At 72.5% G+C, this 24,752-nt stretch carries 23 protein-coding genes; 12 read left to right on the plus strand and 11 right to left on the minus strand.

Features of this window, described 5'->3' with window-relative positions; translation table 11 throughout:
- Positions 1-174: 174 nt before the first annotated feature.
- The gene (locus tag ACFVFR_RS22325) at positions 175-369 is read right to left on the minus strand and encodes a hypothetical protein (protein WP_383704393.1); all 195 of its coding nucleotides are present in this window, start codon (positions 367-369) and stop codon (positions 175-177) included.
- Between the two features lie 628 nt (positions 370-997).
- Here ACFVFR_RS22325 and ACFVFR_RS22330 point away from each other — a divergent pair.
- Complete coding sequence (locus tag ACFVFR_RS22330) at positions 998-3,229, plus strand: prolyl oligopeptidase family serine peptidase (RefSeq protein WP_383704395.1); 2,232 nt, start codon at positions 998-1,000, stop codon at positions 3,227-3,229.
- 413 nt (positions 3,230-3,642) lie between these two features.
- Here ACFVFR_RS22330 and ACFVFR_RS22335 read toward each other — a convergent pair whose 3' ends face one another.
- Complete coding sequence (locus tag ACFVFR_RS22335) at positions 3,643-4,911, minus strand: hypothetical protein (RefSeq protein WP_383704397.1); 1,269 nt, start codon at positions 4,909-4,911, stop codon at positions 3,643-3,645.
- A 594-nt stretch (positions 4,912-5,505) separates the two neighbouring features.
- On the opposite strand from ACFVFR_RS22335, the gene ACFVFR_RS22340 reads away from it, so the two are divergent.
- The 5 genes from ACFVFR_RS22340 to ACFVFR_RS22360 all read left to right on the plus strand — a co-directional run bounded on the left by ACFVFR_RS22340 (position 5,506) and on the right by ACFVFR_RS22360 (position 12,155).
- Complete coding sequence (locus ACFVFR_RS22340) at positions 5,506-6,558, plus strand: ABC transporter permease (protein ID WP_383704399.1); 1,053 nt, start codon at positions 5,506-5,508, stop codon at positions 6,556-6,558.
- A 93-nt stretch (positions 6,559-6,651) separates the two neighbouring features.
- A complete protein-coding gene (locus ACFVFR_RS22345; protein WP_383704401.1) occupies positions 6,652-8,439 on the plus strand; it encodes an ABC transporter substrate-binding protein in 1,788 nt (595 codons plus the stop codon).
- Positions 8,440-8,503: 64 nt separating this feature from the next.
- Entirely contained in the window at positions 8,504-9,481 is a 978-nt protein-coding gene (locus tag ACFVFR_RS22350) for an ABC transporter permease (protein WP_383704403.1), read from the plus strand.
- A 14-nt stretch (positions 9,482-9,495) separates the two neighbouring features.
- Entirely contained in the window at positions 9,496-10,797 is a 1,302-nt protein-coding gene (locus ACFVFR_RS22355; RefSeq protein ID WP_383704405.1) for an ABC transporter ATP-binding protein, read from the plus strand.
- Complete coding sequence (locus ACFVFR_RS22360) at positions 10,794-12,155, plus strand: ABC transporter ATP-binding protein (protein ID WP_383704407.1); 1,362 nt, start codon at positions 10,794-10,796, stop codon at positions 12,153-12,155. Before ACFVFR_RS22355 ends, ACFVFR_RS22360 begins: the two co-directional genes overlap by 4 nt.
- 83 nt (positions 12,156-12,238) lie before the next feature.
- Here the strand turns inward: ACFVFR_RS22360 and ACFVFR_RS22365 are convergent, their stop codons facing one another.
- The 3 genes from ACFVFR_RS22365 to ACFVFR_RS22375 all read right to left on the minus strand — a co-directional run bounded on the left by ACFVFR_RS22365 (position 12,239) and on the right by ACFVFR_RS22375 (position 15,127).
- Positions 12,239-12,697, minus strand: a complete 459-nt coding sequence (locus ACFVFR_RS22365) for a hypothetical protein (protein WP_383704409.1) — start codon at positions 12,695-12,697, stop codon at positions 12,239-12,241.
- A 98-nt stretch (positions 12,698-12,795) separates the two neighbouring features.
- Positions 12,796-14,658, minus strand: coding sequence for an alpha/beta hydrolase (locus ACFVFR_RS22370; protein ID WP_383704411.1), 1,863 nt, complete (start codon positions 14,656-14,658; stop codon positions 12,796-12,798).
- A 10-nt stretch (positions 14,659-14,668) separates the two neighbouring features.
- A complete protein-coding gene (locus ACFVFR_RS22375) occupies positions 14,669-15,127 on the minus strand; it encodes a hypothetical protein (protein WP_383704413.1) in 459 nt (152 codons plus the stop codon).
- Between the two features lie 237 nt (positions 15,128-15,364).
- Here ACFVFR_RS22375 and ACFVFR_RS22380 point away from each other — a divergent pair, with 237 nt between their 5' ends.
- Positions 15,365-15,958, plus strand: coding sequence for a hypothetical protein (locus ACFVFR_RS22380; RefSeq protein ID WP_383704416.1), 594 nt, complete (start codon positions 15,365-15,367; stop codon positions 15,956-15,958).
- A gap of 230 nt (positions 15,959-16,188) precedes the next feature.
- Here the strand turns inward: ACFVFR_RS22380 and ACFVFR_RS22385 are convergent, their stop codons facing one another.
- From ACFVFR_RS22385 to ACFVFR_RS22400, 4 genes are all read right to left on the minus strand, one after another.
- Complete coding sequence (locus tag ACFVFR_RS22385; protein WP_383704418.1) at positions 16,189-16,389, minus strand: DUF397 domain-containing protein; 201 nt, start codon at positions 16,387-16,389, stop codon at positions 16,189-16,191.
- 63 nt (positions 16,390-16,452) lie between these two features.
- Positions 16,453-16,653: a DUF397 domain-containing protein gene (locus tag ACFVFR_RS22390; protein ID WP_383704420.1), complete on the minus strand. Its 201-nt coding sequence runs from the start codon at positions 16,651-16,653 to the stop codon at positions 16,453-16,455.
- 288 nt (positions 16,654-16,941) lie between these two features.
- Positions 16,942-17,151 carry a DUF397 domain-containing protein gene (locus tag ACFVFR_RS22395; protein WP_383704423.1) on the minus strand — a complete coding sequence of 70 codons (210 nt, stop codon included), beginning with the start codon at positions 17,149-17,151 and terminating at the stop codon, positions 16,942-16,944.
- Positions 17,141-17,914 carry a helix-turn-helix transcriptional regulator gene (locus ACFVFR_RS22400; RefSeq protein WP_383704425.1) on the minus strand — a complete coding sequence of 258 codons (774 nt, stop codon included), beginning with the start codon at positions 17,912-17,914 and terminating at the stop codon, positions 17,141-17,143. The genes ACFVFR_RS22395 and ACFVFR_RS22400 overlap by 11 nt, the downstream gene beginning before the upstream one ends.
- A gap of 576 nt (positions 17,915-18,490) precedes the next feature.
- On the opposite strand from ACFVFR_RS22400, the gene ACFVFR_RS22405 reads away from it, so the two are divergent.
- From ACFVFR_RS22405 to ACFVFR_RS22415, 3 genes are all read left to right on the plus strand, one after another.
- On the plus strand, positions 18,491-19,012 hold the full coding sequence (locus ACFVFR_RS22405) for a hypothetical protein (RefSeq protein WP_383704427.1): 522 nt from the start codon (positions 18,491-18,493) through the stop codon (positions 19,010-19,012).
- Positions 19,013-19,118: 106 nt separating this feature from the next.
- Positions 19,119-20,261: an ATP-grasp peptide maturase system methyltransferase gene (gene tgmC / locus ACFVFR_RS22410; RefSeq protein ID WP_383704429.1), complete on the plus strand. Its 1,143-nt coding sequence runs from the start codon at positions 19,119-19,121 to the stop codon at positions 20,259-20,261.
- Between the two features lie 282 nt (positions 20,262-20,543).
- On the plus strand, positions 20,544-21,383 hold the full coding sequence (locus tag ACFVFR_RS22415) for a hypothetical protein (RefSeq protein ID WP_383704431.1): 840 nt from the start codon (positions 20,544-20,546) through the stop codon (positions 21,381-21,383).
- A gap of 132 nt (positions 21,384-21,515) precedes the next feature.
- On the opposite strand, the gene ACFVFR_RS22420 is transcribed toward ACFVFR_RS22415, so the two are convergent.
- Together ACFVFR_RS22420 and ACFVFR_RS22425 are read right to left on the minus strand one after the other, a co-directional pair.
- Entirely contained in the window at positions 21,516-21,968 is a 453-nt protein-coding gene (locus ACFVFR_RS22420) for a DUF397 domain-containing protein (protein WP_383704433.1), read from the minus strand.
- Between the two features lie 83 nt (positions 21,969-22,051).
- A complete protein-coding gene (locus tag ACFVFR_RS22425) occupies positions 22,052-23,023 on the minus strand; it encodes a helix-turn-helix domain-containing protein (protein ID WP_383704435.1) in 972 nt (323 codons plus the stop codon).
- Positions 23,024-23,241: 218 nt separating this feature from the next.
- Here ACFVFR_RS22425 and ACFVFR_RS22430 point away from each other — a divergent pair, with 218 nt between their 5' ends.
- Both ACFVFR_RS22430 and ACFVFR_RS22435 read left to right on the plus strand, forming a co-directional pair.
- On the plus strand, positions 23,242-23,373 hold the full coding sequence (locus ACFVFR_RS22430) for a hypothetical protein (protein ID WP_383704438.1): 132 nt from the start codon (positions 23,242-23,244) through the stop codon (positions 23,371-23,373).
- Between the two features lie 11 nt (positions 23,374-23,384).
- The gene (locus ACFVFR_RS22435; RefSeq protein WP_383704440.1) at positions 23,385-24,560 is read left to right on the plus strand and encodes a methyltransferase domain-containing protein; all 1,176 of its coding nucleotides are present in this window, start codon (positions 23,385-23,387) and stop codon (positions 24,558-24,560) included.
- Positions 24,561-24,752: the final 192 nt, after the last annotated feature.

Here is a 24,752-nt window from a genome sequence, read left to right on the forward strand (position 1 = left end):
GTCCGCCTCGCCCCACGGGCCCCGGGCGGCTACCGGTCGGCGGCCCCGGCCGCCCCGCCCGCGTTCGCGCCCGCGCCGGGTGCGGTCGGGGCCACCACGGGCGGGCCGGCGCGGGATCGGGCGCGGGGGCCGGGCCCTCGCGGGGCCGGGTGGCGCGGGCGACGGGGAGGGCCGCTAGAACTTGATGTCGCCGATGACGTCGGCGACGTTGGTCCCGAGGTCGTCGATGGTGGGAGCCATGTTCGAGCCGGCCAGATAGAAGCCCAGCATCACGCAGACCACCGCGTGCCCCGCTTTCAGGCCGGATTTCTTCACCAGCAGGACTGTGATGATCGCCAGCAGCAGCACCGCCGAAATCGAAAGCACCACAGCGGCTCACCTCCAGTTTCATCCGTCAACGACTACTGACCGAAACTCACACCGCGCCCCCCGTCAGGGAATGCGCGGCCGTACACCCCGGCGCGCCCCACGCGATGCCGCGCGCGACCCGCCGAACACCCGTCCCTCGTCCACCTCGTGTACGCCAACCGCAGCAGGAGCTACCCAGCTCGCCCCGCGTTCATCCACGCCACCACCACACCGCACGCTCCGGCGCCCCGCGCGGGAGCCGCCGGCACGCTGTCCGCACGGGCCACGGCAACGCCTGCGCCCGTGAGCCGACTTGAGTTCTACCCACCATGCGCACGGGATCATAACTTTCCGTCCCCTCGCGCGACGCGGTGTACGGGGGCATGACAGGGGCGCATGCTTGTTCGCATGTGCCACCGAACCGGTTCCCGGCGGCGGCACCGACCCGACCGGCCCCCTCCGCCCGGCGGCCAGGGCCCGGCACCACCGCCGCCCCACCGGGCACCCCGCCCCGGCCCCGGCCCGACCGGCGGTACGCCACCCTGCGCACCCCGGCGCGCGGCGCTGGCCCGACCCGCGTCCGGGCGCCCGGGCCGGGCCGTGGCCCGCGCGCGATCCGGGCGCGGGGGCGGCCCGTAGGCTCGGCCTCATGACCGGACAGCTCTCGTTTCCTCGGCAACACGCGCGTACGCAGCGCTTCACCCTCGGAGCGCCGCGCGCCTTCAGCGTGTCCCCGGACGGCGCACGCGTCGTCTTCCTGCGCTCGCGGCACGGCACCGACCGGGCCAACCTGCTCTGGGTCCTGGATGTCGCGCGGGGCCGCGAGTACCCGGCCGCCGACCCGGCCGCGCTGCTCGGCGGCGCGGGCGAGGAGCTGTCGGCGGAGGAGCGGGCCCGGCGTGAGCGCAGCCGCGAGGGCGCGGCCGGGGTGGTCGGCTACGCGACCGACGGCGCCGTCGAGTTGGCCGCCTTCGCCCTGTCGGGCCGGCTGTTCGTCGCGGAGCTGCGCGCGGGCACCACCCAGGAGCTGTCGCTCACGGCGGGGCACGGTCCGGTGGTGGACCCGCGCCCCTCGCCCGACGGGCGGCACGTGGCCTACGTGGCCGGCGGCGCGCTGCGGGTCGTGGACAGCGCGGGCACGGGCGACCGGGCGGTGGCCGAACCGGAGGGCGCGGACATCACCTACGGTCTCGCCGAGTTCATCGCCGCCGAGGAGATGGACCGCTCCCGGGGCTTCTGGTGGTCGCCGAACAGTGACGCGCTGCTGGTCGCGCGGGTGGACGAGAGTCCCGTACAGCGCTGGTGGATCGCCGACCCGGCCAACCCGGACCGGGAGCCGACCGAGGTCGCCTACCCGGCGGCCGGGACGCCCAACGCCGTGGTGACGCTCGTGCTGGTCGGGCTCGACGGCACGCGGACCGAGGTGACCTGGGACCACGCGCGCTTCCCGTACCTGGCGCGGGTGCACTGGTCGGCCGACGGGCCGCCGCTGCTGCTCGTCCAGGCCCGTGACCAGCGCACCCAGCGCTATCTGACGGTCGACCCGGCCACCGGCGCGACCCGCACCGTGCACGCGGACGAGGACGACGCCTGGCTCGACCTCTTCCCCGGGGTGCCCGCGTGGACGCCGGACGGGCAGCTCGTGCGGATCGCCGACGAGGCCGGCGCGCGCGTGCTCATGGTCGGTGACCAGCGCCTGACCTCGGACACCCTCCAGGTCAGGGCCGTGCTCGACATCGGCGAGCGGGACGTCCTGTTCTCCGCCGCGCCCGGCGCGGGCGGCGGGCTGCCGTCGGTGCCCGGCGAGATCGGTGTCTACCGGGCGTGGTTCCGCGCCGGCGGCCAGGAGCCCGGCGACGCCGGCCCGCGGCCGGGTGTGCCCGGCGGCTGGGAGCCGGTCGCCCTGTCCGCCGAGCCGGCGGTGAGCTCCGCGGTGCGCGGCGGCGACGTCCTGGTGTTGCCCTCGCTGGGGTTGGCCGAGCCGGGCGTGCGGGTCGCGGTCGTCCGGGCCGACGACGAGCGCGGCCCCGCCGAGTGGGAGCGGCTGGCCGAGATCGCCAACCACGCGGAGCGTCCGACCCTGACCGCCGCCCCGCGGCTGGTCTTCGCGGGCGAGCGCGACATCCCGTGCGCGGTGCTGCTGCCCACCGGTTACGCCACCGGCGACGGCCCGCTGCCGGTCCTGATGGACCCGTACGGCGGCCCGCACGGGCAGCGGGTACTCGCGGCGCACAACGCGTACCTGACCTCGCAGTGGTTCGCCGACCAGGGCTTCGCGGTGATCGTCGCCGACGGGCGGGGCACCCCCGGGCGCTCCCCCGGCTGGGAGAAGGCGATCCGGCACGAGGTGGCGGCGGTGACCTTGCAGGACCAGGTGGACGCGCTGCACGGGCTCGCCGACCGGTTCCCGCTCGACCTCGGGCGGGTCGCCATCCGTGGCTGGTCCTACGGCGGGCTGCTGGCCGGCCTCGCCGGGCTGCGCCGCCCGGACGTCTTCCACGCGGCGGTCGTCGGCGCCCCGGTCACCGACCAGCGGTTGTACGACACCCACTACACCGAGCGCTACCTGGGCCACCCGGACGAGCAGCCGGCGGTGTACGCGCGCAACTCGCTGGTCACCGACGAGGGGTTGGTCCAGGCGGCGGAGCCGGCCCGGCCGATGATGATCATCCACGGGCTCGCGGACGACAACGTGGTGGTGGCCCACACCCTCCGACTGTCCTCGGCCCTGCTCGCGGCCGGCCGCCCGCACGAGGTGGTCCCGCTGTCCGGCGTGACCCACATGACGCCCCAGGAACAGGTGGCGGAGAACCTGCTGCTCCTCCAGGTGGACTTCCTGCGCCGCTCGCTGGGCCTGTCCGGCGGCGACGAGACCGCCTAGCCGCCTGACGCGCCGTCCGAGTCACCCCGCGCGCGGCGCCCGCCCGCCTGTCACGGATGAGACCGGCTGTCACCTGGCGGAATCGTCGGGGGGCTGGGGCGGGCGGGGCTCGCGCTGGCGACCGCCCGCCCCGCATCGCGCCCGCCCGGCCGCCGCGAGGGCGAGCGGCGCGGCCGGGCGCGGCGCGGACGGCTGACGGGTGGGTAGCCGGGCACGGCGCGGCGCGACTGGCGGGTGGGTGGCCGTCGGGTGATCCGGACGGGTGGTGGTGGGCGGCTCCCAGGGCCCGGCTACCGGAGCCCGCCCACCGCGAGCCGGGCTCACGCACCGCGTGCCGGACCGCACCCGACGAGCGCCACGCCCGGCCGCCCGGCCGGATGAGGTCGGCGGTGGCCCGGCGGAACGCGGCTCGCCTACCAGCCGGGCGGGTTCGGCGGGGGGTTGGGCGGCGGCGGGGGGACGGGCGGGGACTGGCTCGGCGGGGGTGGCGGGCCGTATCCGCCGCCCTGGGCGCCGGGGTGGCCGCCCCCGTACGGATCGCCGCCGTACGGACCCCCCGGGTGGCCGCTGCCGCCGCCGTACGGGCCACCCCCCTGATAGCCGCCCTGGTACCCGCCGCCTCGCGGGTCACCCCGCTGGCCGCTGCCCGACGGGTAGCCACGGGGCGAGTGGCCGGGGCCGTAGCCGTCGGGGGTGGCGTAGCCGCCGGGGGGTGGGTCCCAGGGAGCCGGCGGGCCCGCGACGTGCTCGGGGCCGGGGGTGGCCAGCGCGAGCAGGGCCACCAGGCCGGCGAGGACCTGCGCGAAGGCCGAGTAGATGGCCAGCTTGCCGTTGGTGGGCACGTCGTCCAGGTGGTCGAGGAGGTCGAGCTTGAAGATGACCGACACGTCGCTGACCGAGTGGGCGACGACCAGGAAGGCGGCGACCAGGCCGAGTGGTCGGACGAAGGGGGCCCGGCGCGGGGTGAGGACGGCGGCCGTGACCGCCAGGAGCGCGATGAACCAGCGTACCCACGCGCCCGGTTGGCCGAGGACCGCCACCAGGTACCGCTCGCCGGTGAGCTGGCGTTCGTAGGCTTCCCAGCCCCACTTCCGCGCGTAGTAGATCTCCCAGGCGATCAGGACGAGGCCGACGCCGCCGAGGAGGGCGCAGGCCGCCCTGGCCCCGCCGGGTGTGGGCTCGGCGTAGCGCGCGGGCGGGGTCGTGCCGTACCGCCGGTCGGGCGCCGGGGCGGGCTGCCGGGAGCGGCTGGCGGCGACGGCCGCGAGCACACCGGCGCTGACCAGCACCGCCGACCAGCAGGTGAGTTGCGCCCGGGTGGCGATGCCGCCGGGGATGCCGTCCATCCAGTCGGAGTGCAGGTTCCACAGGCTGGGCAGGCGCAGCACGATGGTGGTCACGGCGACGGTGACCAGGGCGCTGCCCGCGACCGCCGAGCGCGTCACGATCAGGCCGGTCACGACGTAGAGGACGAGCAGGACCAGGTCGTAGTACGAGGAGGTGACCACGCCGTCGCTGTAGCGGTGGTAGCTCAGGCCGGCCCAGTTCCACCACAGGTACGAGGTCTCGTCGACCTGGTCGAGGTCCCGGATGATCCAGGCCAGTGAGATGGCCGCGAAGACGGCGCAGTACAGCGCGCCGAAGATCCGCAGCTCGCGCCCGATGGTTGGTCGTTCGCTCATGCTGGCCGCCCCCTGACTGCCCGCCGACGCGGGCCCCCCGCCCGGCACCCCAGGTCTACCCAGGGTGCGCGCGCTCCAGTACGCCGGCGGCCGGTCGGCCGGAATTCCCGGCGGCCCCGCGCGGCCGGCCGCATTCCCTCCCCCACGCCCCCGTGGGCGGGCTTCGTGCCCTGCCCCGGGCGGGTATCGCGCGCACGCGTGGCCGCCGACAATTGACCGCCTCGGGGGCGGGAGATCCCGTGGCCCGTTCCCGCCACGCCCGCGCCCCGCCGCCTTTGCGTGAGCGCGGTAAGCACTGCGAAGCGTGCGCGTATCGGCGGGCCCGCGTGACCAACAGGGCGTGCGCCGAGCGTGGTTGATGGGCTTTCGGAGACGTATGCCGCTCTTCTCCGTGACCTGTCAAGCACGCGCCCACCTCGATTGGCACAACCTTCGCTCAAGAAGGGGGCGGGCGGGTGGTATCCGTTTGACGCCCCCTTGACCGAGCTGGGAATTCATTGCGACAGTCCCGCTCATCCGACGACGTTTTCCCCGACGTCCGCGGTCAGTCCACGAGCACGGCACGTCCAGTGAGAAGTGCGAGGGCGCTACGTGATGACGAGTCGATCCAAGGCCGCGGGCGCGGGCGCCACACCCGCCGCGAGCGGCACGCCACCGAGCCCCCAACATGGCTTGCCAGCAGGCGCGTTGGGCGTAGCGAAAGAGCTGGTCGGGCGCTCGCCCCGGGAGTTGGCGTGGCGGCGGTTCCGACGTGACCGGGCCGGGGTGGTCGCCGCCTGTGTGGTGGTGTTCTTCTTCGCCGTCGCGCTGCTGGCGCCGGTGATCGCGTGGTGGTACGGAAAGGACGCCTACACCACCTACGGGCTGGACCGGCCGGAACTCCTGGACCCGGTGACCGGCTATCCGATGAAACCCAACGGCGGTATCGACGGCGAGTTCTGGTTCGGAATCGAGCCCAAACTCGGCCGCGACGTCCTCATGCAGCTCGTGTACGGCATTCGCACCTCGCTGCTCATCGGTCTCGCCGCCACCGTGCTCTCCACGCTCACCGGCATCGTCATCGGGGTGGCGGCCGGATATCTGGGTGGGCGGACCGACTACTTCCTGGGCCGGCTCATCGATCTGCTGCTCTCCTTTCCGCAGCAGTTGTTCTTCGTGGCGTTCATGCCGGTGGTCACCGCCCTTTTCGTCAGCCCGGAGAAGGAAACACCTACCTATCTCCGGGTGACGGCGCTGGTTCTCGTGCTGTGGCTGCTGGGTTGGATGCAGTTGGCGCGGCTGTTGCGCGGGCAGGTGCTCTCGCTGCGCGAGCGGGAGTTCGTCGAGGCGGCGCGGGTGACGGGCGCCTCGCCGTGGCGGATCATCCGCAGGGAGCTGCTGCCCAACCTGGGCACGCCGATCCTCGTGCAGTCCACGCTGATGCTCCCGATGTTCGTGACCGCCGAGGCCGGGCTGTCCTTCCTCGGTGTCGGGGTGGTGGAGCCGACCCCGGACTGGGGCCGGATGTTCGCCAAGGGGGCCGAGGTCTACGAGGGCGACATCACCTACATGTTCTTCCCCGGCATCGCGATGGTGGTCTTCGTGGTGGCGTTCAACCTGCTCGGGGACTCGGTGCGGGACGCCCTGGACCCCAGGACCGCCCGCTGACCCCGGCCGGGCCCGACCCGGCTCCCCCGGCCGGTTCCCGACCGGCCACCGTTCAGCAGTGTTCCCTCCGACGAGGCAGGTGGATGCGCAGCCATGACGGTCAACCGCACATCGAAGGTCAGAACCCGTGTCATCGCGCTGACCGCCGGGGCCCTGGTGCTCGCGGCGTGCAGCGAGGGCGGCGGGTCCGGCGAGGACCGCTCCAAGGAGCCGACGATGGCGGCCCAGGGCATCACCCTGGGCACCGCGGCCGACTCCACCGGCCCCGCGAAGGAGGTCCCCGGCGCGAGGAAGGGCGGCACGGTCCAGGTCCTCCAGCGCGACGCGTACGAGTACCTGGACCCCGGGCAGATCTACGTCAGCGACGAGCTGATCATGCAGACCGTCTACAACCGCACGCTGACCAGCTACCAGGTGGACGACGCGACGGGCAGAACCAAGCTGGTCGGCGATCTGGCCACCGACATCGGCCGCTCCTCGGACGGCGGACGGACCTGGACGTACACGCTCAAGGACGGGCTGAAGTTCGAGGACGGGAGCCCGATCACCTCACGCGAGGTACGGCACTCGATCGAGCGGCTGTACGCGAGGTTCCTCACCAACGGGCCCACCTACCTCCAGCAGTGGCTCTCCGGCGAGGGGCAGACCTTCCGCGAGGCGCTGCCGGACGGCCCGTACGGCGGCGACCACCTGCCCGCCTCCGTGCTGGACACCCCGGACGCGAAGACGATCGTCTTCCACTTCGACCAGCCGCGCGCCGAGGTGCCGTTCGCGGTGGCCATGCCGAACATCGGGGCGGTGCCACCGGGCAAGGACGGGAAGGAGCGGTACAACAAGGCGCCGGTGGCCTCCGGCCCGTACCGCGTCGCCGACTTCAAGCCGGGCAAGGGGATCACCTTCGTCCGCAACCCGCACTGGGACCCGAGGACCGACCCGATCCGCCACCAGTACGTGGATCGCTTCGAGGTCTCCTTCGGGCACCAGTGGGCGGACTCCACCCGCCGGCTGCTGGCCGACCAGGGCGCCGACCGCCGCGCCATGACCTGGAACAACGCGGTCGACCCGGCGCAGATCTCCACGGTGCTGAAGAACAAGGAGGCGCTGGCCCGCTCGCTGACCCGCACCCAGCCGTACGTGGACGTGGTCAGCATCAACACCACTCGGGTCACGGACAAGAAGGTCCGCGAGGCGCTGGCCTGGGCGTTCCCCAACGGCCAGTACCTCCAGCAGTACGGCGGGCCCAAGGCCGGCGAGATCGCCGGGTCGCTGGTCGGCCCCACCCTCAAGGGCCACCACCGCGACTTCGACCCCTTCGAGAAGCGCAGGTACCCCGGCGGCAACATCAAGAAGGCGAGGCAACTGCTGAAGGAGGCGGGCAAGGAGGGCTATCCGATCGTCTACGCGTACGGAAACGACAAGCCCGCGCAGGACGCGTCCGTCGTGGTCGAACGGGCGCTGGAGGCGGCCGGTTTCCGGGTCGAGAAGAAGGAGCTGGATCGGGGCACGTACTACACGCAGATCGGCCGGCTGGACAACACCTACGACCTGTACCGGTCCTCGTGGGGCGCCGACTGGCCCTCGGGTTCGACGGTCGTCCCGCCGGTCTACGGTGGCAGGAACGTCTACGACGACTCGCCGAACTACTCCCATCTGAAGTCCCCCGCGATCGACAGGGAGATCGAGCGGATCGGGCGGATCGAGGACGTCGAGCGCGCCGCTCCCGAGTGGGCCAGGCTGGGCGAGCGCGTGCTGACCGAGGAGGTCCCGCAGGTCCCGGTCTTCTACAACCGGCTGTTCACGCTGTGGGGTTCGGGCGTGGGCGGGGTGAAGTTCCACGAGCCGTACGGCGCCGTCGACCCGACCGCCGTGTTCGTGAAGTGAGCCCGCGCGGCCGGGCGCGCGCCACCGGCGCCCGGCCGCCCCGACCCGGAAGGGCCGCGAGGCCATGCTGAGATTCCTCCTCCGCCGCTCCCTCGGCGCGATCGTGATCCTCCTGCTGATCAGCGCGATCACCTTCTTCCTCTTCTTCGCGCTGCCCGCCGAACCCGCCAAGCTGGCCTGCGGCAAGAACTGCGATCCCGCCTCCATCGCCCTCATCAACGAGAACCTCGGCCTCGACCAGCCCGTCCCCGTCCAGTACTGGGATTTCATGGTCGGCATCGTCGCGGGCCGCGACTTCCCCGTCGGGCACTGCGACGCGCCCTGCTTCGGCTACTCCTTCGTGAACCAGGAGCCCGTCTGGGGCACCATCGTGGACCGCTTCCCCACCACGCTCTCGCTGGCCCTCGGCGCCGCCGTCGTCTTCCTCGTGGTGGGCGTGGGAATCGGCATGATCGCCGCGTGGCGGCGGGGCACCTGGGTCGACAAGCTCTTCAGCTCGCTGTCGCTGCTCGGCCAGTCGCTCCAGGTCTACTTCGTGGGCGTGCTGTGCCTGGCGTGGTTCGTCAGCGGGCTGTCGATCATGGAGCAGCCGGCGTACCACCCGATCACCGACGACCCCACCCGGTGGGCCAGCGGCATGTTGCTGCCCTGGCTCGTGCTGTCGCTGATCTTCATGGCCAACTACAGCCGGATGACCCGCTCGCAGATGGTCGAGCAACTCCAGGAGGACCACGTCCGTACCGCCCGCGCCAAGGGCCTGTCCGGGCGGACGGTCTTCTTCCGGTACGCCTGGCGCGGCGCGATCGCGCCCATCGTGACCATCTTCGGCATGGACCTGGGCTCGCTGCTCGGCGGCGCCATGATCACCGAGTACACGTTCACGCTGCACGGCGTCGGACGGCTGGCGGTGGACTCCGTACGGCTGACCGACCTGCCCATGCTGATGGGCGTGATGCTGGTCAGCTCGGCGGCGATCGTGGTGTTCACCATCGTGGTCGACGCCCTGTACGCCGTCATCGACCCGCGCGTACGCCTGGCCTAGGAGGGCCCGAGCAGATGACCACAGTCAGCCACGACGCCACCGCCACCCCGCCCGGCGCGGGCGGCGGCTATCTGTCCGTACGCGACCTGCGGGTGCGCTTCGCCACCGAGGACGGCACCGTACGGGCCGTGGACGGGCTCTCCTTCGACCTGGAGCGGGGCCGCACGCTGGGCATCGTCGGCGAGTCCGGCTCCGGCAAGTCCGTCACCAACCTCACCGTCCTCGGCCTCCACGACCCGCGGACGACCACCGTGGAGGGCCAGATCGTGCTGGACGGACAGCGGCTGGTCGGCGCCGGCGAGCGCGCGCTGGAACGGCTGCGCGGCAACAAGATGGCGATGATCTTCCAGGACCCGCTGACCGCGCTGTCCCCGTACTACACGGTCGGGCGGCAGATCGCCGAGCCGTACCGCAAGCACACCGGCGCCTCCAAGCGGGCCGCCCGACGGCGGGCCGTCGACATGCTGGCCAAGGTCGGCATCCCGCACGCGGCGCGGCGCGTGGACGACTACCCGCACCAGTTCTCCGGAGGCATGCGCCAACGGGCGATGATCGCCATGGCCCTGATCTGCGATCCCGACCTCCTCATCGCCGACGAGCCGACCACCGCCCTGGACGTCACCGTCCAGGCCCAGATCCTCGACCTGCTCGGCGACCTCCAACGGGAGTTCGGCTCGGCGATCATCCTCATCACCCACGACCTGGGCGTCGTCGCCCACACGGCCGACGACCTGCTGGTGATGTACGCGGGCCGCGCGGTGGAACGCGGCACGGTACGCGAGGTGCTGAGTACTCCCCAACACCCGTACACCTGGGGCTTGTTGGACTCCATGCCGAGCCTGACCGGCCCCGTCGACATCCCCCTGGCCCCCATCCCCGGCACCCCGCCCAGCCTCCTCGCCCCACCCCCCGGCTGCCCCTTCCACCCACGCTGCGCGTACGCCGCCCTGGTCGACGGCGACCGCTGCGCCACCCAGCGCCCGGAGCTGCCCACCGGGGACGGGGCGGCGCCGGCCGGACACGGGGCCGCCTGCCACCTGGGGCCGGAGCGGGCTCTCGCCATCCGGCGAGGGGGGCCTGCGGCCGGCCGGCGGGATGGGCCGGTCGCTCCGCGAGGCGGGCCCCCGGGCCCCGCGTCCCCGGGCCCCGCGTCCCCAGGCCCCGCGTCCCCAGGCCCCGCGTCCCCAGGCCCCGCGTCCCCGGGCCCCGCGTTCCCGGGCGCGGAGGTGCCGGGCCCGGCGGGCGCGGGCCCGGCCGACGGACAGCCGGGCGGCGAACGGCCGAGCGGGGACGCGGGGCGGGGAGGGGACCGATGAGCCACGACGCGGCCCCGGCGCCGGACGCGCGCCCGGCACGAGCCGAGGGGAGCGGGGGCGGCACCGGGTCCGCGTCCGGAGAACCGCTTCTGGTGGCCGAGCGACTGACCAAGCACTTCCCGATCATGGGCGGCTTCCCGTTCCGGCGGAAGGTCGGCGCCGTACAGGCCGTGGACGGCATCGACCTGGCCGTGCACGCGGGCGAGAGCTTCGGCCTGGTCGGCGAGTCCGGGTGCGGCAAGTCCACCACCGGGCGACTGCTGACCCGCCTCCTCGAACCGACCGCCGGCCGGATCAGCTACCGGGGCCAGGACATCACCCACGCGGACCGGCGGGCCCTGCGCCCGATCCGCTCCGAGATTCAGATGATCTTTCAGGACCCGTACTCGTCCCTCAACCCCCGACAGACGGTGGGCGCGATCATCTCCGGCCCCATGGAGGTCAACCGCGTCCGGCCGCGCGGCGGCCGGGAGGCCCGGGTACGCGAACTGCTGGAGACGGTGGGCCTCAGCCCCGAGCACTACAACCGCTTCCCGCACGAGTTCTCCGGCGGCCAACGCCAACGCATCGGCGTGGCCCGCGCGCTGGCGCTGAACCCGCGCCTCATCATCGCCGACGAACCCGTCTCCGCGCTGGATGTCTCCATCCAGGCGCAGGTCATCAACCTGCTGCGCCGCCTGCGCGCCGAACGCGGCATCGCCTTCGTCTTCATCGCCCACGACCTGGCGGTGGTACGGCACTTCTCGCAACGCGTCGCGGTGATGTACCTCGGCAAGATCGTCGAGGTGGGTGACCGCGAGTCGATCTACACCCGCCCCCGCCACCCGTACACCCACGCCCTGCTGTCGGCCGTGCCCGACGCGACCGGACTCCTGTCGGAGGGGGCGGCCCTCGCGGGCCAGGCGGGGGCGGGCCAGGCGGGCGCGGGGCCAGCGGAGACGGGGCCGGCGGAGACGGGGCCGGTGGGGGCGGCCTCCCCGGGCCGGGCGGGAGCGGTCGGCCCGACCGCGACACGTGAAGGCGAGGCGTACGGGGCCGGGCTGGCGGCGGGCGGGCCCGCCGGTGGCCTCGAGAGCGGGGCGCGCCCTGCCGGCGGCGGGCGCATCCGCCTGGCCGGCGACGTGCCCTCCCCCGTCCGCCCCCCGTCCGGCTGCCGCTTCCGCACCCGCTGCTGGAAGGCCCGCGACCGCTGCGCCACGGAGGAACCCCCACTGGTCCACCTCCCGGGCAACGGCCCCGGCCACCTGGTCGCCTGCCACTTCCCGGAGGACCCGACGACCGCCCGCCACGAGGCGGTCATCCTGGACCCGGCGCTACGGGGTTCGTCGGCGACGAAGGAGGCGGGCGGAGACGGCTGAGGGGGCGGGGACGGCTGAGGGGGCGGGCGGTCGTCTCGGGACGCCCCTGATCGACGGCTCCCCCGCCGCCCCGGTCGCTCCGCTCAGTCCTCCCCGGCGGGCCGGGTCGAGCGGTCGGGGTCGCGGAAGCAGCGGGAGTAGACCGCGAAGGAGATCAGTGGCTCGCGGCCCTGGAGTCCCTTCCGCCAGGTGATCTCTGCCTGAGTACGGCTCTTGAGGTGTACGGCGAGGATCTCGGGGTTGCGGTTCTTGCTGGCGTCGGGGCCGTTCTTGACGATTTTCCACCCCCGGTCCGGCAAGCCTTTCGCGAGGTTGTCCATGGCGCTTTCCAGAACCTTGTTGTCGACGCCGTAGAACGACCAGGGATGGCGGACGCTCCGGTACATCTCGGCGTCGGCGGCGCTCACTCGGCACGGCCCCGCCATCGGACCGGGCTTCGTCACCTCTCCCTTGGCCTGGAGCACGTCGAGGAGTTCGCCGGAGAGGGCCGCGATCTCCTGCTCCACCTCGTCGCCGTACCGGTCCTTCGGCTGGTAGTCCAAGTCGCTCGCCTCGTCTCGTGCGTGGGTGCATCCCGTGGGCATCAGAAGCGCCAGGCAGAGAGCGAGCCCCCACCGCAGACGCTCGCGACGGCGCCGCCTCACCAGCGCGCTTCCCGCTTCAACTCAACGTCCTCGTAGCTTCCGACAATGACATTCGCCTGGTTCTTGAGACTGATCGAGGGCGTACCGTCCACCGTGTCCCAGAACGCTCCGTGCCCGGCGGCGTCACTGGCCATGATGTTGGCTCCGAACTCGGGGTCGGTGGGAATGACGCTGTCTTCGCCCAGGCCCACGTATCTGCCGCCCTCGCGCACCCACCGGTCGTCGCCCGCCCCTCCCATGGCCCACATGTGCCCCGACTCGATACCGAGGTCGGCCGCGTGCCTGGCCTGCATGCCAGGGCTGCCGATGGCCATGACGTCATCGACCGGCAGCGGGTCGCTGAGGGACATGGGCCGGTAGTCGCTGGTGTGCTTCGCGGTGTCGCCGATGAGGGTGCTGCCATAGCTGTGCCCGATCAGGGTCGTGTGGGCGCTGTCGCCGGTGGCGACCTGATGAGCCGCTTCACTCCCGTCGAGAAAGCTACGCAGATGCGGCGCGCCACGGGCCGCGTAGTCGTCGGACATCGCCTCGGGGAGGAGGTCTCCCTCCACGATAGGTTTCGCGGAGCGCGGGGCGTCGTAGTCGAACCAGGTGATGACCGAGACCGACTGCTTCGGCGTCAGGCTGGAGCTCTCCTGCCACAACGCCTCCCCCTTCGACGTCTCGTCCTCGATGCCCTCCAGGGTCGTCTTCGTGCCGGGCACGTAGATCGCGATGTGGTCGGCCGTGTCCGGGTTCCCGTTGGCGATGATGACGCGGCCGTCCTTGTTGGCCTCCGCGTCGAATCCGAGCAGGTACGCCTCGGGTAGTTGATTCTGGCCCACCCGGTCGAATCGGCTCTGGATGGTGGCCATTCCGTCCAGGCGGCCCTTCAGGTGTTCGTACCGCTTCTCGTATTTCCTGTTCCAGGCTTCCCGCTCGTCTCCCCCGGCCGGGCGGGGCGGAATTCCGTACAGCTCCGACTCGTACCGGCCGCGCGTCTCGGCCAGCACCGCGCGGTTGGCCTCGTCACGGACTTCGGCCGGCAGGCCGTCCAGGGCTCCCACGCTGGCGGGGTGCAGGGCGACGTAGGCCGCCTGCTCGTCGCGTGACAGGCCCTTCCACCAGTCGGCGTTCCCCTCCGGGTCGCCGTTGCTGGGCGGGGCGTCGATCGTCTGGAGGTAGTCCGTGGCCGCGCGCTGGGCGCCCGCGCGGTCCCGCCCGGTGTCGGCCCAGTCCGCGTGCGAGACGTGCAGGTCGTCGTCCGCCGCGAGCCGCCTGATCTGGGGAGCCCAGCGTTCGTCCGCCTCGGTGGCCTCGGCGATCGCCCGCGCGATGCGGTCGGCGTACTCCTGGGCGCGACCGTAGTACGGGTTCGGATGCTGGTTGGCCGCCTGGTCGCGCAGGGCGTTGGCGACGTCGCTCGCCTCTCCCGCCGGGTCGATGGGCTTCGACGGGCCGCCTCCCAGGGCGCTGCCGCGCACCGTGCCGCCCGCCGGGGTCTGGCCGTCCACCGCGTCGCCGCCCGGCGGGTAGCGCACGGAGCCGTCGGGGTTGACCGTGCACCCGTCGGCCCGGGCTGTCTCGACGGCCGCCGCCAGCTTCCGCTGCGCCACCCGCAGTTCGCCGGCGAGCGTGGTCAGAGCGGTGGTCAGCACGCCGCACTCGACCTGCGCGTACTGGAAGTTCTCGGACAGCTTCCGGAGTTGGCGTACCGCCGCCTCCACGGCCTCGCCACCGAGCGCGGTCCGCATGGCGAGGGGGATCTGACCGTTCAGGGCGTCCTTGGCGGCGCTGGCCATGTCGCGGCTGGCCCGGTAGCCGTCTGCCGCGTCCTCGAAGTCCGCCGGGCGCAGGGTCCGCAGTGCCGTGAAGTCCATGGGGCGCGCCTCACCGCTCCCGGCCCCGGCCGCCCACGGCCGGGGTGTCCGCGTACGGGCCGTCCATCGCGTCGAACGCGCCCTGGGTGGCCCGGTCGTTGGCGTGCTGGGTGGCGCCGGCCTTCCTGAGCCGAGTCCGCACAGCCTCGCAGCGCTCGCCCACGGCTTTCAGGTACCACTGCCAGGAGGCGTACGCCTCACTCTGGGCCCGCGCGCTCGCCACCCCCCGCGCGGCGGCGCGCCGCACACCGGCCTGCCCGTGCTCCAACGCCGTCAGGGCCTTGGTGACGTTGGCCCGCAGGGCTTCGACACTCCCACCCGCCGCGTTCCAGGCGGCCTGGTCGGACCGCACGCCGCCCTCACCGCCACCCCACTCGTCCGGGGCTCTGGTCCCGGCCGGCCGCGTACCCGCCGTATCCGCCGACGCTCCCTGCCGGAGCCTGGCCCACTCCTCGTCGAACGTGCCCACCGCTACGCCCCCACCCTCGGTAGTCCTGCCGTAACAGCGGTCATCCTACGGACGGTGTCCGCGCCGTGCGTATGAGTAGTCGTACTCACTCGGGCTCCCGGAGGGGTCGGCCCAAGTGGAGCCACGCCAACGCCCTCGCGTCGCCCGACCTGACCCGGTCCGGGGGCAGCCGTCGGATGGTTCCCGCTCGATCGCGGGACTTGACCTCAATCGTGGTTGAGGTTGGAGGCTGGCGCCATGACCACCACCGACACCGGCCTCCAGCCGGTCGCACTGCCCACCCCCGACCGACCGGACGCGGGTCTCATCCTGGCCTCCGTCTGGCGCACCGAGGGGCCCGACCACCAGCGAAGGGTGATGTCCGGCGTCATGGACGCCTGGGAGGTGGCCCAGCTGCCGGCCGCGTACCTCGCGCGGCACTGCCTGGCCGGATCCGACGGCCGGACCATCCTCAACTTCGCCCAGTGGACGGATCCTGACGCGCACCTGGCCTTCGCGGCCGACCCTCGCAACCAGCAGACTCTCGGCAGCGCCATCCAGGCGCTCTACTCGGCCGACCCACCGGGCCGTTACGCGCCCTACCGCTTCACGGGGCGGCACGATGGAGCCGTCCGCTACTTCACCGCGACGCGGCACGCCACCGAGGACGCCGATACGGCCCGGTCGCTCGCCGACGAGTTGGCCGAACGCTCCTCGGCCGCATTGGGCCAGTCCTTCTACGTCGGCGAGGACGGACGGCAGCTCCTGGCGCTCGCGGGATTCGAGATCGAACCCGCCGGCGCCAGCCTCTGGTTCCGCCCGTTCCGCGGGCTGACGCGGTCGCCACGCTAGGGGCCCCCTCCCGCGTCGCGGCCGTCGGCTCACCACGACCACTTCAAGATCAGCTACTCGGACAGGGCCCGGGTGGCGAGGGGCGTCCGGACCCGCTGACGGACGGGGCTGGCGGCTCGGCGCGGTGTGACCCCGGGTCGGCGTGCCGACGTTCACGGGCTCCGACAGCGCGAGAGCCCCCGACCGGTCTGGTCGGGGGCTCTGATCGAGCGGTGGCGGGTGGTGACGGCCTACGCGTCGAAGTCGCCGCCCTTGACGCCCGCCACGAACGCGCGCCACGCGGACGACTCGAAGGCCAGGGCCGGCCCGTTGGGGTCCTTGCTGTCGCGGACGGGGACGACACCGGTCACGGTCGCGCGTCCGGGAGCCCACTCGACGCACTCGCCACCGTTGGACTGGCTGTAGCTGGACTTGATCCACGTCTCGGTCATCGCTGAGCACCTTTCGGGATCTGGTCGATCGACCCTGCGGCACCGCTAGAACAGCGCGCAGCCCTACGCACCGAACTCACCGGCTTTGACGCTCAGGACGAACACGCGCCACGTCGACACGTCAAAGCTCAAGGCCGGGCCCTGCGGATCCTTGCTGTCGCGCACGGGGACGACACCGGTCACGGTCGCGTACCCGGGAGCCCACTCGATGCATTCGCCACCGTTGGACGCACTGTAGCTGGACTTGATCCACGTCTCGGTCATACGTCGCAGCCCTTCTGAGTCACATAGGTCAACTCACCCGTTGGAGAGGCGAGTCGCAAAGCATCCGAACTGGATCACACGCGGACGACGCTGTGTGATCTCGACGTCATTCGCCCCAACCAGGATGTACCCCGGACGAGCCGACCCGTACCTGTACGGGCGGACCCCGCCAGGGTCACAACGGTGCGCACGACTGTCGCCGTCGCGGACGCCTCGCACCGCCGACACGGAAACCCCCGACCGGTCTGGTCGGGGGCTCCATGTCGAGCGGTGGTCGGTGGTGACGGTCTACGCGTCGAAGTCGCCGCCCTTGACGCCCGCCACGAACGCGCGCCACGCGGACGACTCGAAGGCCAGGGCCGGCCCGTTGGGGTCCTTGCTGTCGCGCACGGGGACGACACTCGGCACACCGACGCCGACCTCAACGCAGTCACCGTTGCTCGCGCCGCTGTAACTGGACTTCCGCCAGCTCACCGCGCGCAGGTCTTCATCCTTCATCGCCGAACTCCTCCGCTACTCGCTCAAGCATGACAAGAGACTGTTCTGCTGACAGAGCGTCCCCCAAGGCCAGAGCATATGCGGCCTGGCAGTCATCGACCATGACTGGCTCGTCCAGCAACCGACCTGTTCGCAGGCCCTCGACGTACGCGACTCCAGGATCGTCCGGGAAATCCATGAGGACCAGCATGCTTTCAAGCAGCGCATGCGCGCCGCGGTCGAAAGAAAGAACGTGGACCCGAACGCGTCCGCGCCGACCTAGGCCCGAAATGTGCCTGAGCTGTTCCGCCATAACGGACCCTCCCCCCACTCGTCGACGGATTACGGCCTCATCCAGGAGAGCCCACACAACTGGCCCATCCGGCCCACTGATCAGGTTGGCGCGCTTTATCCGATCGTCCACAAGCTGTTCGATCTCGTGGTCGTCAGGGTTAACGCGTCCTGCGCGAAACACCGCGCGGGCATACTTCGGTGTTTGGAGTAGTCCTGGCACTAGCGTCACGCCGTGCAGCCTGATAGTGCTCGCCTCAACTTCCAGCTCAGCCGCCGCGTTGAAGTGGTCCGCGAAGCGTGCCTCAACCAGATCACGACGCATCCGAAAGAAGAGCCCGTCAGTCTCCAGCACCTCATCAAGGCGTCTCGCATCAACCGCACGCGGGCGCCGTCGCCCCGCCTCCCAATGGGCAACCATCTGCGGCGAGATGAGGAGACGTCCCGCCAACCTTTCCTGCGTGAACCCTTTCGCCTCACGACGTCGCGCCAACTCCCTGCCCTAGAACTCCTGCGGAGACAGCCCGTCATCGGCCGCCGCCGCCGTCGCTGAGCTCACGCGAACCCCTCTCTACAACGCCTCTTGGAGAGCCAAACCTCCTCGTAACAGCAGAAGATACGGGCAACGCTGTAGGCGAACGATCACAACCGGTGATCGCTAGCTCAGCAGGGAATCCGACCTTGGAACACACGATGTTTTTGCGGGTCTACCAGGCGCGCGCCGGGGAGGAGCCGGCTGTCGACGGGAGGGCGTCCGTCGTCACCGTGGACTCCGCAGCCGTCTTTCGCGATGACTTCGCCATCGCGGCGACCGCCGCCTGGCCCCCGTGCCGCTGTCCCCTCCACCGCGCGGAAGCGACCGCCCACCGCGAGGGGACAGCCTCGTGATCCGGCCCCGCGCCTGGCGGCCCCGCAGCGCCCCCCGCTGCGAGGTCTGTCGCGATCTCATGACCCGACGGCAGCGGGCCCGCGCCCGTCGGGACGATGACGCATACGTCGAGGCGAGTACCGAACTCGACAAGCACGTCAGGGAGCGTCACGCACCCCGCCGGCGCCCGGACGGTGCGGCATGACCGATGCACTGCTGACGCCCCGGCAGACGTGGGTGCACCTGCTCGTGTGGTGTCCGGCACAGACGTCACACACCCCCGACCCCGACCTGTGGTGGCCACGCGTCCTCCAGGTCACGCGCGGCGAGGAAGCGGGGCCGCCCGGGGTCGTACTCCGGCCCGGAGAGCCGATCCAGCGCGCGGCCGAACGGGTCGCCGGCGCGCTGGGCATCACGCTCCCGCCCCCGCCACTGCGACTGCTCGCCGTGGACCAGCAACCCGCCGAGGCCGGCCAGCTCGAAGAGCTCGGGCTCGTACTCGACGGCGGCTGTCTCGCCGCCGACGCCCTGCCCCCCTGCGCCTGCGGCGGCCATAACGGCAGCGACCGCGCCGGCCACCATGAGCTGACGTGGACCCCCGTGGGCGAACTCGGCCGCGTGACGCTGATCCAGGCGCTGCGCACCCTCCTGCTGGAACTCCAACCCACCCTCCTGTGGCAGGGGCTCCCCGTCCCCCGAGGACACGCCGGGTCCGCCCGGTGAGCCATGACCGCACCGTTGAAGTGCCTTACCCACAAGGTGAGTTGCCTATGAGCCACACCGACCTCGCACACACCGTGACCAACCAGTCAGCGAAAGGCGCCGGCACGTGAGCACATCGACTCAGCTCCGTGAGAGCTTGGTGGACAAACTCGCCGAGGAGGGCACCCTCACGAAGCCCGAGTGGCGCCGTGCGGCCAGGGCGGTGCCACGCGAGTTGTTCGCGGGGGCCTACTTCAGGCCGGTGGCGGGCACCGTGCCGACCCGCTACCGGCCCGTCCGCGAGGGCGATTCCGGTTGGCTGGAAGGGATCTACTCCGACGAGACGCTGATCACCCAACTCGACGGTCGGAGCCGACCCGACGACGTGACCGAGGAAGCGGTGACCGGTTCCCCGTCCTCGTCGTCCACGCTGCCGTCGCTGGTTCTGCGCATGTGGCAGCGACTCGACGTCGAAGCAGGTCAGCGAGTGCTGGAGATCGGCACCGGAACCGGGTACTCGACCGCCCTCGGCGCGCATTGCCTGGGGGACGCCAGCCTGACCAGCGTCGAGTACGACCCGGCGGTCGGGGCGGCTGCCGCCACGGCTCTCAAGGCGGCCGGCTTCGCGCCCCGGCTGGTCGTCGGCGACGGGCTACGCGGCGACCCGGGCGGGGGCCCGTACGACCGACTGATCGCCACGTGCTCGGTCCGGTACGTCCCGCTCCCGTGGCTGCACCAGGTGCGACCGGGCGGAAAGATCCTGGCCACCCTGTCCGGGTGGAGCTACGCCAACGCCCTCGCACTGCTGGAGGTGACCGGGCCCGGGGTGGCCACGGGGCGGTTCCTGCCGGGCTACACCAGCTTTATGATCGCCCGGCCGCACGACCGCCCACCCCGCCCGGCTCTGGCCCTGCTGCCCGGAGACGAGCGGACCAGCCGGATCGACCCCGCGAAGCTCGACGACTGGACGGGCGGTTGGGTGGCACAACTGGCGGCGCCCTCGGCCGAACGCATGGGGGTGGGCGCCGAACAGATCCTCTGGGACGTGTCCACCGGCTCACAGGCCCGGACCACCCCCCGCCCCGACGGCGGCTGGACCGTCGTACAGCGCGGTCCCGTCCGCTTGTGGGACCAGGTGGAACGCGCCGTACAGCACTGGCAGACCGCCGGCGAGCCACACCAGGAGCGGTTCGGCATCACGGTCTCGGCCGCCGGCCAACGGGTGTGGCTCGGCGCGGAGACCGGCCCCGGATGGGACCTGCCAATCTGACCCGACATGATCGGGAGGCATCCTGTGACGCGCCGGCGGATAGCGGGCCCAGCGTGAGACAAGGCGCCCCGACCGTCTGGTCGAGGCGCCTTGTCCTGCCCGCGATGCGCGATGGCCAGGCACAGAAGTCGCCCGTCCTGACGCACACGACAGACGCGCAGCCCAGGCGGTCGGCTTCGAAGGTGCGGGCCGTCCTCATGGCGGGTGCGGCCGGGCGGGCCGGCAGCGGATCGCGGCGGCGGATTGATGGTGTCGCGTCGGGGACTTGCTAGGTTCGGGCGTATGCCGCCGCGTTCGGTTGATCTGCGGGAAGAGCCGGTGGAAGCCGTGTTGGACCGTGTCGAGCGGTCGCTGGGGACGGGCCTGGACCGCGAGAACGTGGTCCGTAAGCGCCGGTCGGTGGGGGCTCGCACGGAGCGCGGTACGTGGGTGCGGGTGGAACGGCGCGGGCTCGACCGGGTCGGTGCCCAGGGAGGGGACGGTGTCGCTTCGGCGGAGGCCCTGTCCGGGATCGCGAAGCCCGCCTGGTTCGCCGGTGTCGCGTGGCGGGACGAGGTGGAACCGGTGGTGTGGCGTGCCGACGAGACGGAACTGCTGCCGGCGCCGCCGGCTGGCAGCGCCGTGGTGGCGAAGGCGCCGCGGCTGCCCGAGGCGTGGTGGGTCGCGATGGGCGCCTCCCTGGACGCCCTCGCCGCCCAGCGCACCCACCGGATCGCGACGCCCGACACACAGACCCTCACGCGGGAACTCGTCACGCGAACGATCCACGGCCTCTTCCCCGGTGTTGACACGGCCCTGGGTGAGTGGCACCCGGCCCACGCCGATTTCAACTGGGCGAACGTGACGGCGCCGACGTTCCGCGTGTTCGACTGGGAGGACTGGGGCATGGCTCCCCGGGGTCTGGACGCGGCGACTCTGTGGGGCGCGTCCCTCGCCGTCCCCGCCCTCGCCGACCGCGTCCGCCGCGAGCGGCGTGACGATCTGGAGAGCCGGGACGGCCGCCTGATGACACTGTTCGTCGCCGCGAAGATCCTCGGCCCCCACGCCGACCCGACCGACCCTCGGCTCGGACCCGCCAAGGAGGCAGCGGAGCGAGTGGTGGGCGAGTTCCGGACCCGCTGACGGACGGGGCTGGCGGCTCGGCGTGGTGGGGCCCCGGGTCGGCGTGCCGGCGTTCACGGGCTCCGACAGCGCGAGAGCCCCCGACCGGTCTGGCCGGGGGCTCCATGTCGAGCGGTGGTGGGTGGTGACGGTCTACGCGTCGAAGTCGCCGCCCTTGACGCCCGCCACGAACGCGCGCCACGCGGACGACTCGAAGGCCAGGGCGGGCCCGTTGGGGTCCTTGCTGTCGCGGGCGGGGACGACACTCGGCACACCGACGCCGACCTCAACGCAGTCACCGTTGCTCGCGCCGCTGTGCGTGGACTTGATCCAGACTTCGGTCATCGCTGAGCACCTTTCGGGATCTGGTCGATCGAGTCTGCGGCACCGCCACAACAGCGCGCAGTCCTGCGCCCCGAAGTCGCCCGCCTTGACGCCCGCCACGAACGCGCGCCACGCGGACGACTCGAAGGCCAGAGCGGGCCCGTTGGGGTCCTTGCTGTCGCGGACGGGGACGACACCGGTCGAGGCCACGCGCCCGGGGGCCCACTCGACGCACTGCCCCTCGCCCGCGCTGCGACTGGACTTGATCCACTCATCGGTCATGAGCCGCCGCCCTTCGGAGGTCGAGGCGTTCAACTCTGCCGCGCAGAAGGGCGGTTAGTCCACACGGAGTCGGGTGGGTCGGCTCATCGGGCCGCCTCGGCGCGTCGGAGCGCGTCCCGGTGTTCCCGCGTCCACGGGGCGTCCCGCAGTTCGGGGGGAAGTCCTTCGAGTCCCGCTGTGATGTGGTCCGCCGCGTCGGCGTAACGGCCAAGCCCCAGGTTCGCGATGCCCATGTTCAGCCGGTTGAACTCGGGGGTGAGCCAGTAGGCCGTTTCGGGCGGGGCGAGAGCGGCGGCGGCGTCCGTCAGTCGTTCCGCGTTCTCGACCATGCGTAGCGCGTCGTCGCGCCGGCCCAGTTCCGCCATTCCGGCGGCGGCCTGCAACATGTCCCCGAGCCGCTGGGCGGGATGCGCGCCCGGTGTGCATGCCGCGGCCTCGTACCAGCGGGCTACGCCGTCGGGCCTGCCCTGCTGGCGAGCCAGGTAGCCCTTGAAGTTGAGGGCCTGGGCGGCGAGGGTTCCGTCGTGGATTTCATCGGCCAACTCCACTGCCTGGTCGAGTAGCTGGACCGCGTGTGCGTCCTGGCGGTCCTGGGCGAGCAGCCAACCGCCGAACTGGGCGAACTCCGACGCCACCGCCGCCAACCGGTCGCGGTGGGGGCCCCGCGCGCCCTTCAGGAGCCGGGTCACGGCCCGCGCTTGCACCAGGGTCGCCGGAATGATCGACCTGGCCGGCGCCGTGTCGTCGAGCCGTCGGTAGGCGGCGAGCACGTCGGCGAGCGCGCTCACCGTTCCGGCGTCCAGCCGTGAGGGGTTCGCGACACCGTGGGATGTCCGTGCGTCGCTGTCGGGGTCCGGCAGCGCGTCCGCCAGCGCTCCGCCGGCTCCCAGGAGTTCGTCCAGGGAAGCTGCCAGCCCGCGCGACGCTCTTTGCTTCCCGTTCAGGACGCGGGACAGATAGGCGGGGTCGTAGTGGGTCGCACGCGCGGCGGCCCGTGTCGAGTAGTCGCTCTCGTGGAGAAGACGGCGGGCAAGATCGGCGAAGTCGTCACGCATCGCGCCTCATCGGGCAGTGGGTTGACCGGTGGTTCAAGAGTAGTCACCCTCGGTCAACCCCCATGGGAGTGTCTGCAGGGAGAACCACGGGCAGAGTGGGCGGTGGGACGTGAGCACACCAAATCGTGTGCGCGTATCACCGCTCCAGCCAGCCAAGAGCCGCGCGGCCGGCCAACGGTCGAACCGGCGAACCGCACACCGCGCGAAGGGAGCCAGCCGTGACCCACGACACCTCACACCACCGTGGCGGCGACGGAGGCGACGGCCTGCCGGGGCAGCCCTGGCCCGGCCCGCCCGCCCCGCCCACGCCGGACGGCGGACCGGGCGTCCCCAACCCTCTGAAGAAGTAGGCGGGCGCCCCGTGACCGCCCACATCCACCGCGAGCGCCCCGACCACACCGAACTCGGCCGCCTCCTCGCCGCCGGGGGCGCCCTCCCCCCGGAGTGGGCCGGGGCCTTCGCGGCCGTGCCCCGGGCGGGGTTTCTGCCTGAGGTGATGTGGCCGTTCGACATGGCGGCGGGGACGAGCGTCGCCGTGTCGCGGGGGGACGATCCGGACGGCTGGTGGGCGTACGCGGACGCCGACGTTCCCGTGGTCACCCAGTGGGATGACGGGGCGCACAGTGGTCGGGAGCCCGGGCGGGTGTCCACGTCGTCGGCGTCGATGCCGAGTGTGGTGTTCGGGATGCTGCGGGACCTGGACGTGCGCCCGGGGCATCGGGTGTTGGAGGTCGGCACCGGGACCGGGTGGAACGCGGCGCTGCTCGCCCATCGGGTCGGGGCGGGCAACGTCGTGAGCGTCGAGGTGGACGAGGCGGTCGCCGAGCGGGCGCGCGGGGCGCTGGAACGGTTCGGGACCGGGGTGCGGGTGGTGCGCGGCGACGGGTACGCGGGGTGGGCCGAGGGCGCTCCGTACGACCGGGTCGTGGTGACCGCCGGAGTGCGGCACGTGCCGTTCGCCTGGGTGGCGCAGACCCGGCCGGGTGGGGTGGTCGTCGTCCCCTGGGGAACGCACTACGGCAACGGTGACGGGGTCGCCCGCCTCGTCGTCGCGCGGGACGGGCGCAGCGCGGCGGGGGCCTTCACCGGGCCCGTGGAGTTCATGAAGCTGCGGGCGCAGCGGCTGCCGGCGGTCGTCCACGGCGACTACGTGAGGGGCGGGCCGGCGGACCGGGACACCTCGGTCACGGAGGTGCCGGAACACGCGGTGGTCGGGGGGCGGTTCGACGCCCGGGGGTTCGCCGTCGGGTTGCGGGTGCGGCACTGTCACCGGGTCGTCGCGGAGCGGCGGGGCGGGGCGCGGCCGGTGTGGTTCTACGGGCTCACCGACCGCTCGTGGGCGTGCGTGCTGTTCCGGGACGGCGCGGACACGCGCGTGTGGCAGTCCGGGCCGCGTCGGCTGTGGGACGAGGTCGAGGCCGCCTACCGGTGGTGGGAGGGCGCGGGCGGGCCGGGGTACGAGCGGTTCGGGCTCACCGTGTCGGCGCAGGGACAGTTCGCGTGGCTGGACACCCCGGAGCGGGCCTGGCCCCTCTGAGGCGGGCGGCGTCCGTCACACCCGCGTGGACCCGGTACCCGGCTCGGGCGGCTGCGGCCCGGACTCGCCCGGGCCCGACCCCGAACCCGGTCCCGATGCCGGCGGCCTGCCCCCGGGCTCTCCCACCCCATCCGCGCCCGCGTCCGGCTCCGGGCCCGACTCCGACCCGGGCCCGGATGCCGCGCCGGGCTC

The organism is Streptomyces sp. NPDC057702 (genome assembly GCF_042799315.1).
GTDB lineage: Bacteria > Actinomycetota > Actinomycetes > Streptomycetales > Streptomycetaceae > Streptomyces.

Coding starts and splice junctions, on each gene's coding strand:
- ACFVFR_RS22385 (WP_383704418.1), bottom strand. CDS start 16,389: ATGACCGAGACGTGGATCAAGTCCAGCTACAGCCAGTCCAACGGTGGC.
- ACFVFR_RS22355 (WP_383704405.1), top strand. CDS start 9,496: ATGACCACAGTCAGCCACGACGCCACCGCCACCCCGCCCGGCGCGGGC.
- ACFVFR_RS22395 (WP_383704423.1), bottom strand. CDS start 17,151: ATGAAGGATGAAGACCTGCGCGCGGTGAGCTGGCGGAAGTCCAGTTAC.
- ACFVFR_RS22370 (WP_383704411.1), bottom strand. CDS start 14,658: ATGGACTTCACGGCACTGCGGACCCTGCGCCCGGCGGACTTCGAGGAC.
- ACFVFR_RS22390 (WP_383704420.1), bottom strand. CDS start 16,653: ATGACCGAGACGTGGATCAAGTCCAGCTACAGTGCGTCCAACGGTGGC.
- ACFVFR_RS22345 (WP_383704401.1), top strand. CDS start 6,652: ATGACGGTCAACCGCACATCGAAGGTCAGAACCCGTGTCATCGCGCTG.
- ACFVFR_RS22350 (WP_383704403.1), top strand. CDS start 8,504: ATGCTGAGATTCCTCCTCCGCCGCTCCCTCGGCGCGATCGTGATCCTC.
- ACFVFR_RS22340 (WP_383704399.1), top strand. CDS start 5,506: ATGACGAGTCGATCCAAGGCCGCGGGCGCGGGCGCCACACCCGCCGCG.
- ACFVFR_RS22335 (WP_383704397.1), bottom strand. CDS start 4,911: ATGAGCGAACGACCAACCATCGGGCGCGAGCTGCGGATCTTCGGCGCG.
- ACFVFR_RS22425 (WP_383704435.1), bottom strand. CDS start 23,023: ATGCGTGACGACTTCGCCGATCTTGCCCGCCGTCTTCTCCACGAGAGC.
- ACFVFR_RS22405 (WP_383704427.1), top strand. CDS start 18,491: ATGACCGATGCACTGCTGACGCCCCGGCAGACGTGGGTGCACCTGCTC.
- ACFVFR_RS22330 (WP_383704395.1), top strand. CDS start 998: ATGACCGGACAGCTCTCGTTTCCTCGGCAACACGCGCGTACGCAGCGC.
- ACFVFR_RS22420 (WP_383704433.1), bottom strand. CDS start 21,968: ATGACCGATGAGTGGATCAAGTCCAGTCGCAGCGCGGGCGAGGGGCAG.
- ACFVFR_RS22360 (WP_383704407.1), top strand. CDS start 10,794: ATGAGCCACGACGCGGCCCCGGCGCCGGACGCGCGCCCGGCACGAGCC.
- ACFVFR_RS22415 (WP_383704431.1), top strand. CDS start 20,544: ATGCCGCCGCGTTCGGTTGATCTGCGGGAAGAGCCGGTGGAAGCCGTG.
- ACFVFR_RS22380 (WP_383704416.1), top strand. CDS start 15,365: ATGACCACCACCGACACCGGCCTCCAGCCGGTCGCACTGCCCACCCCC.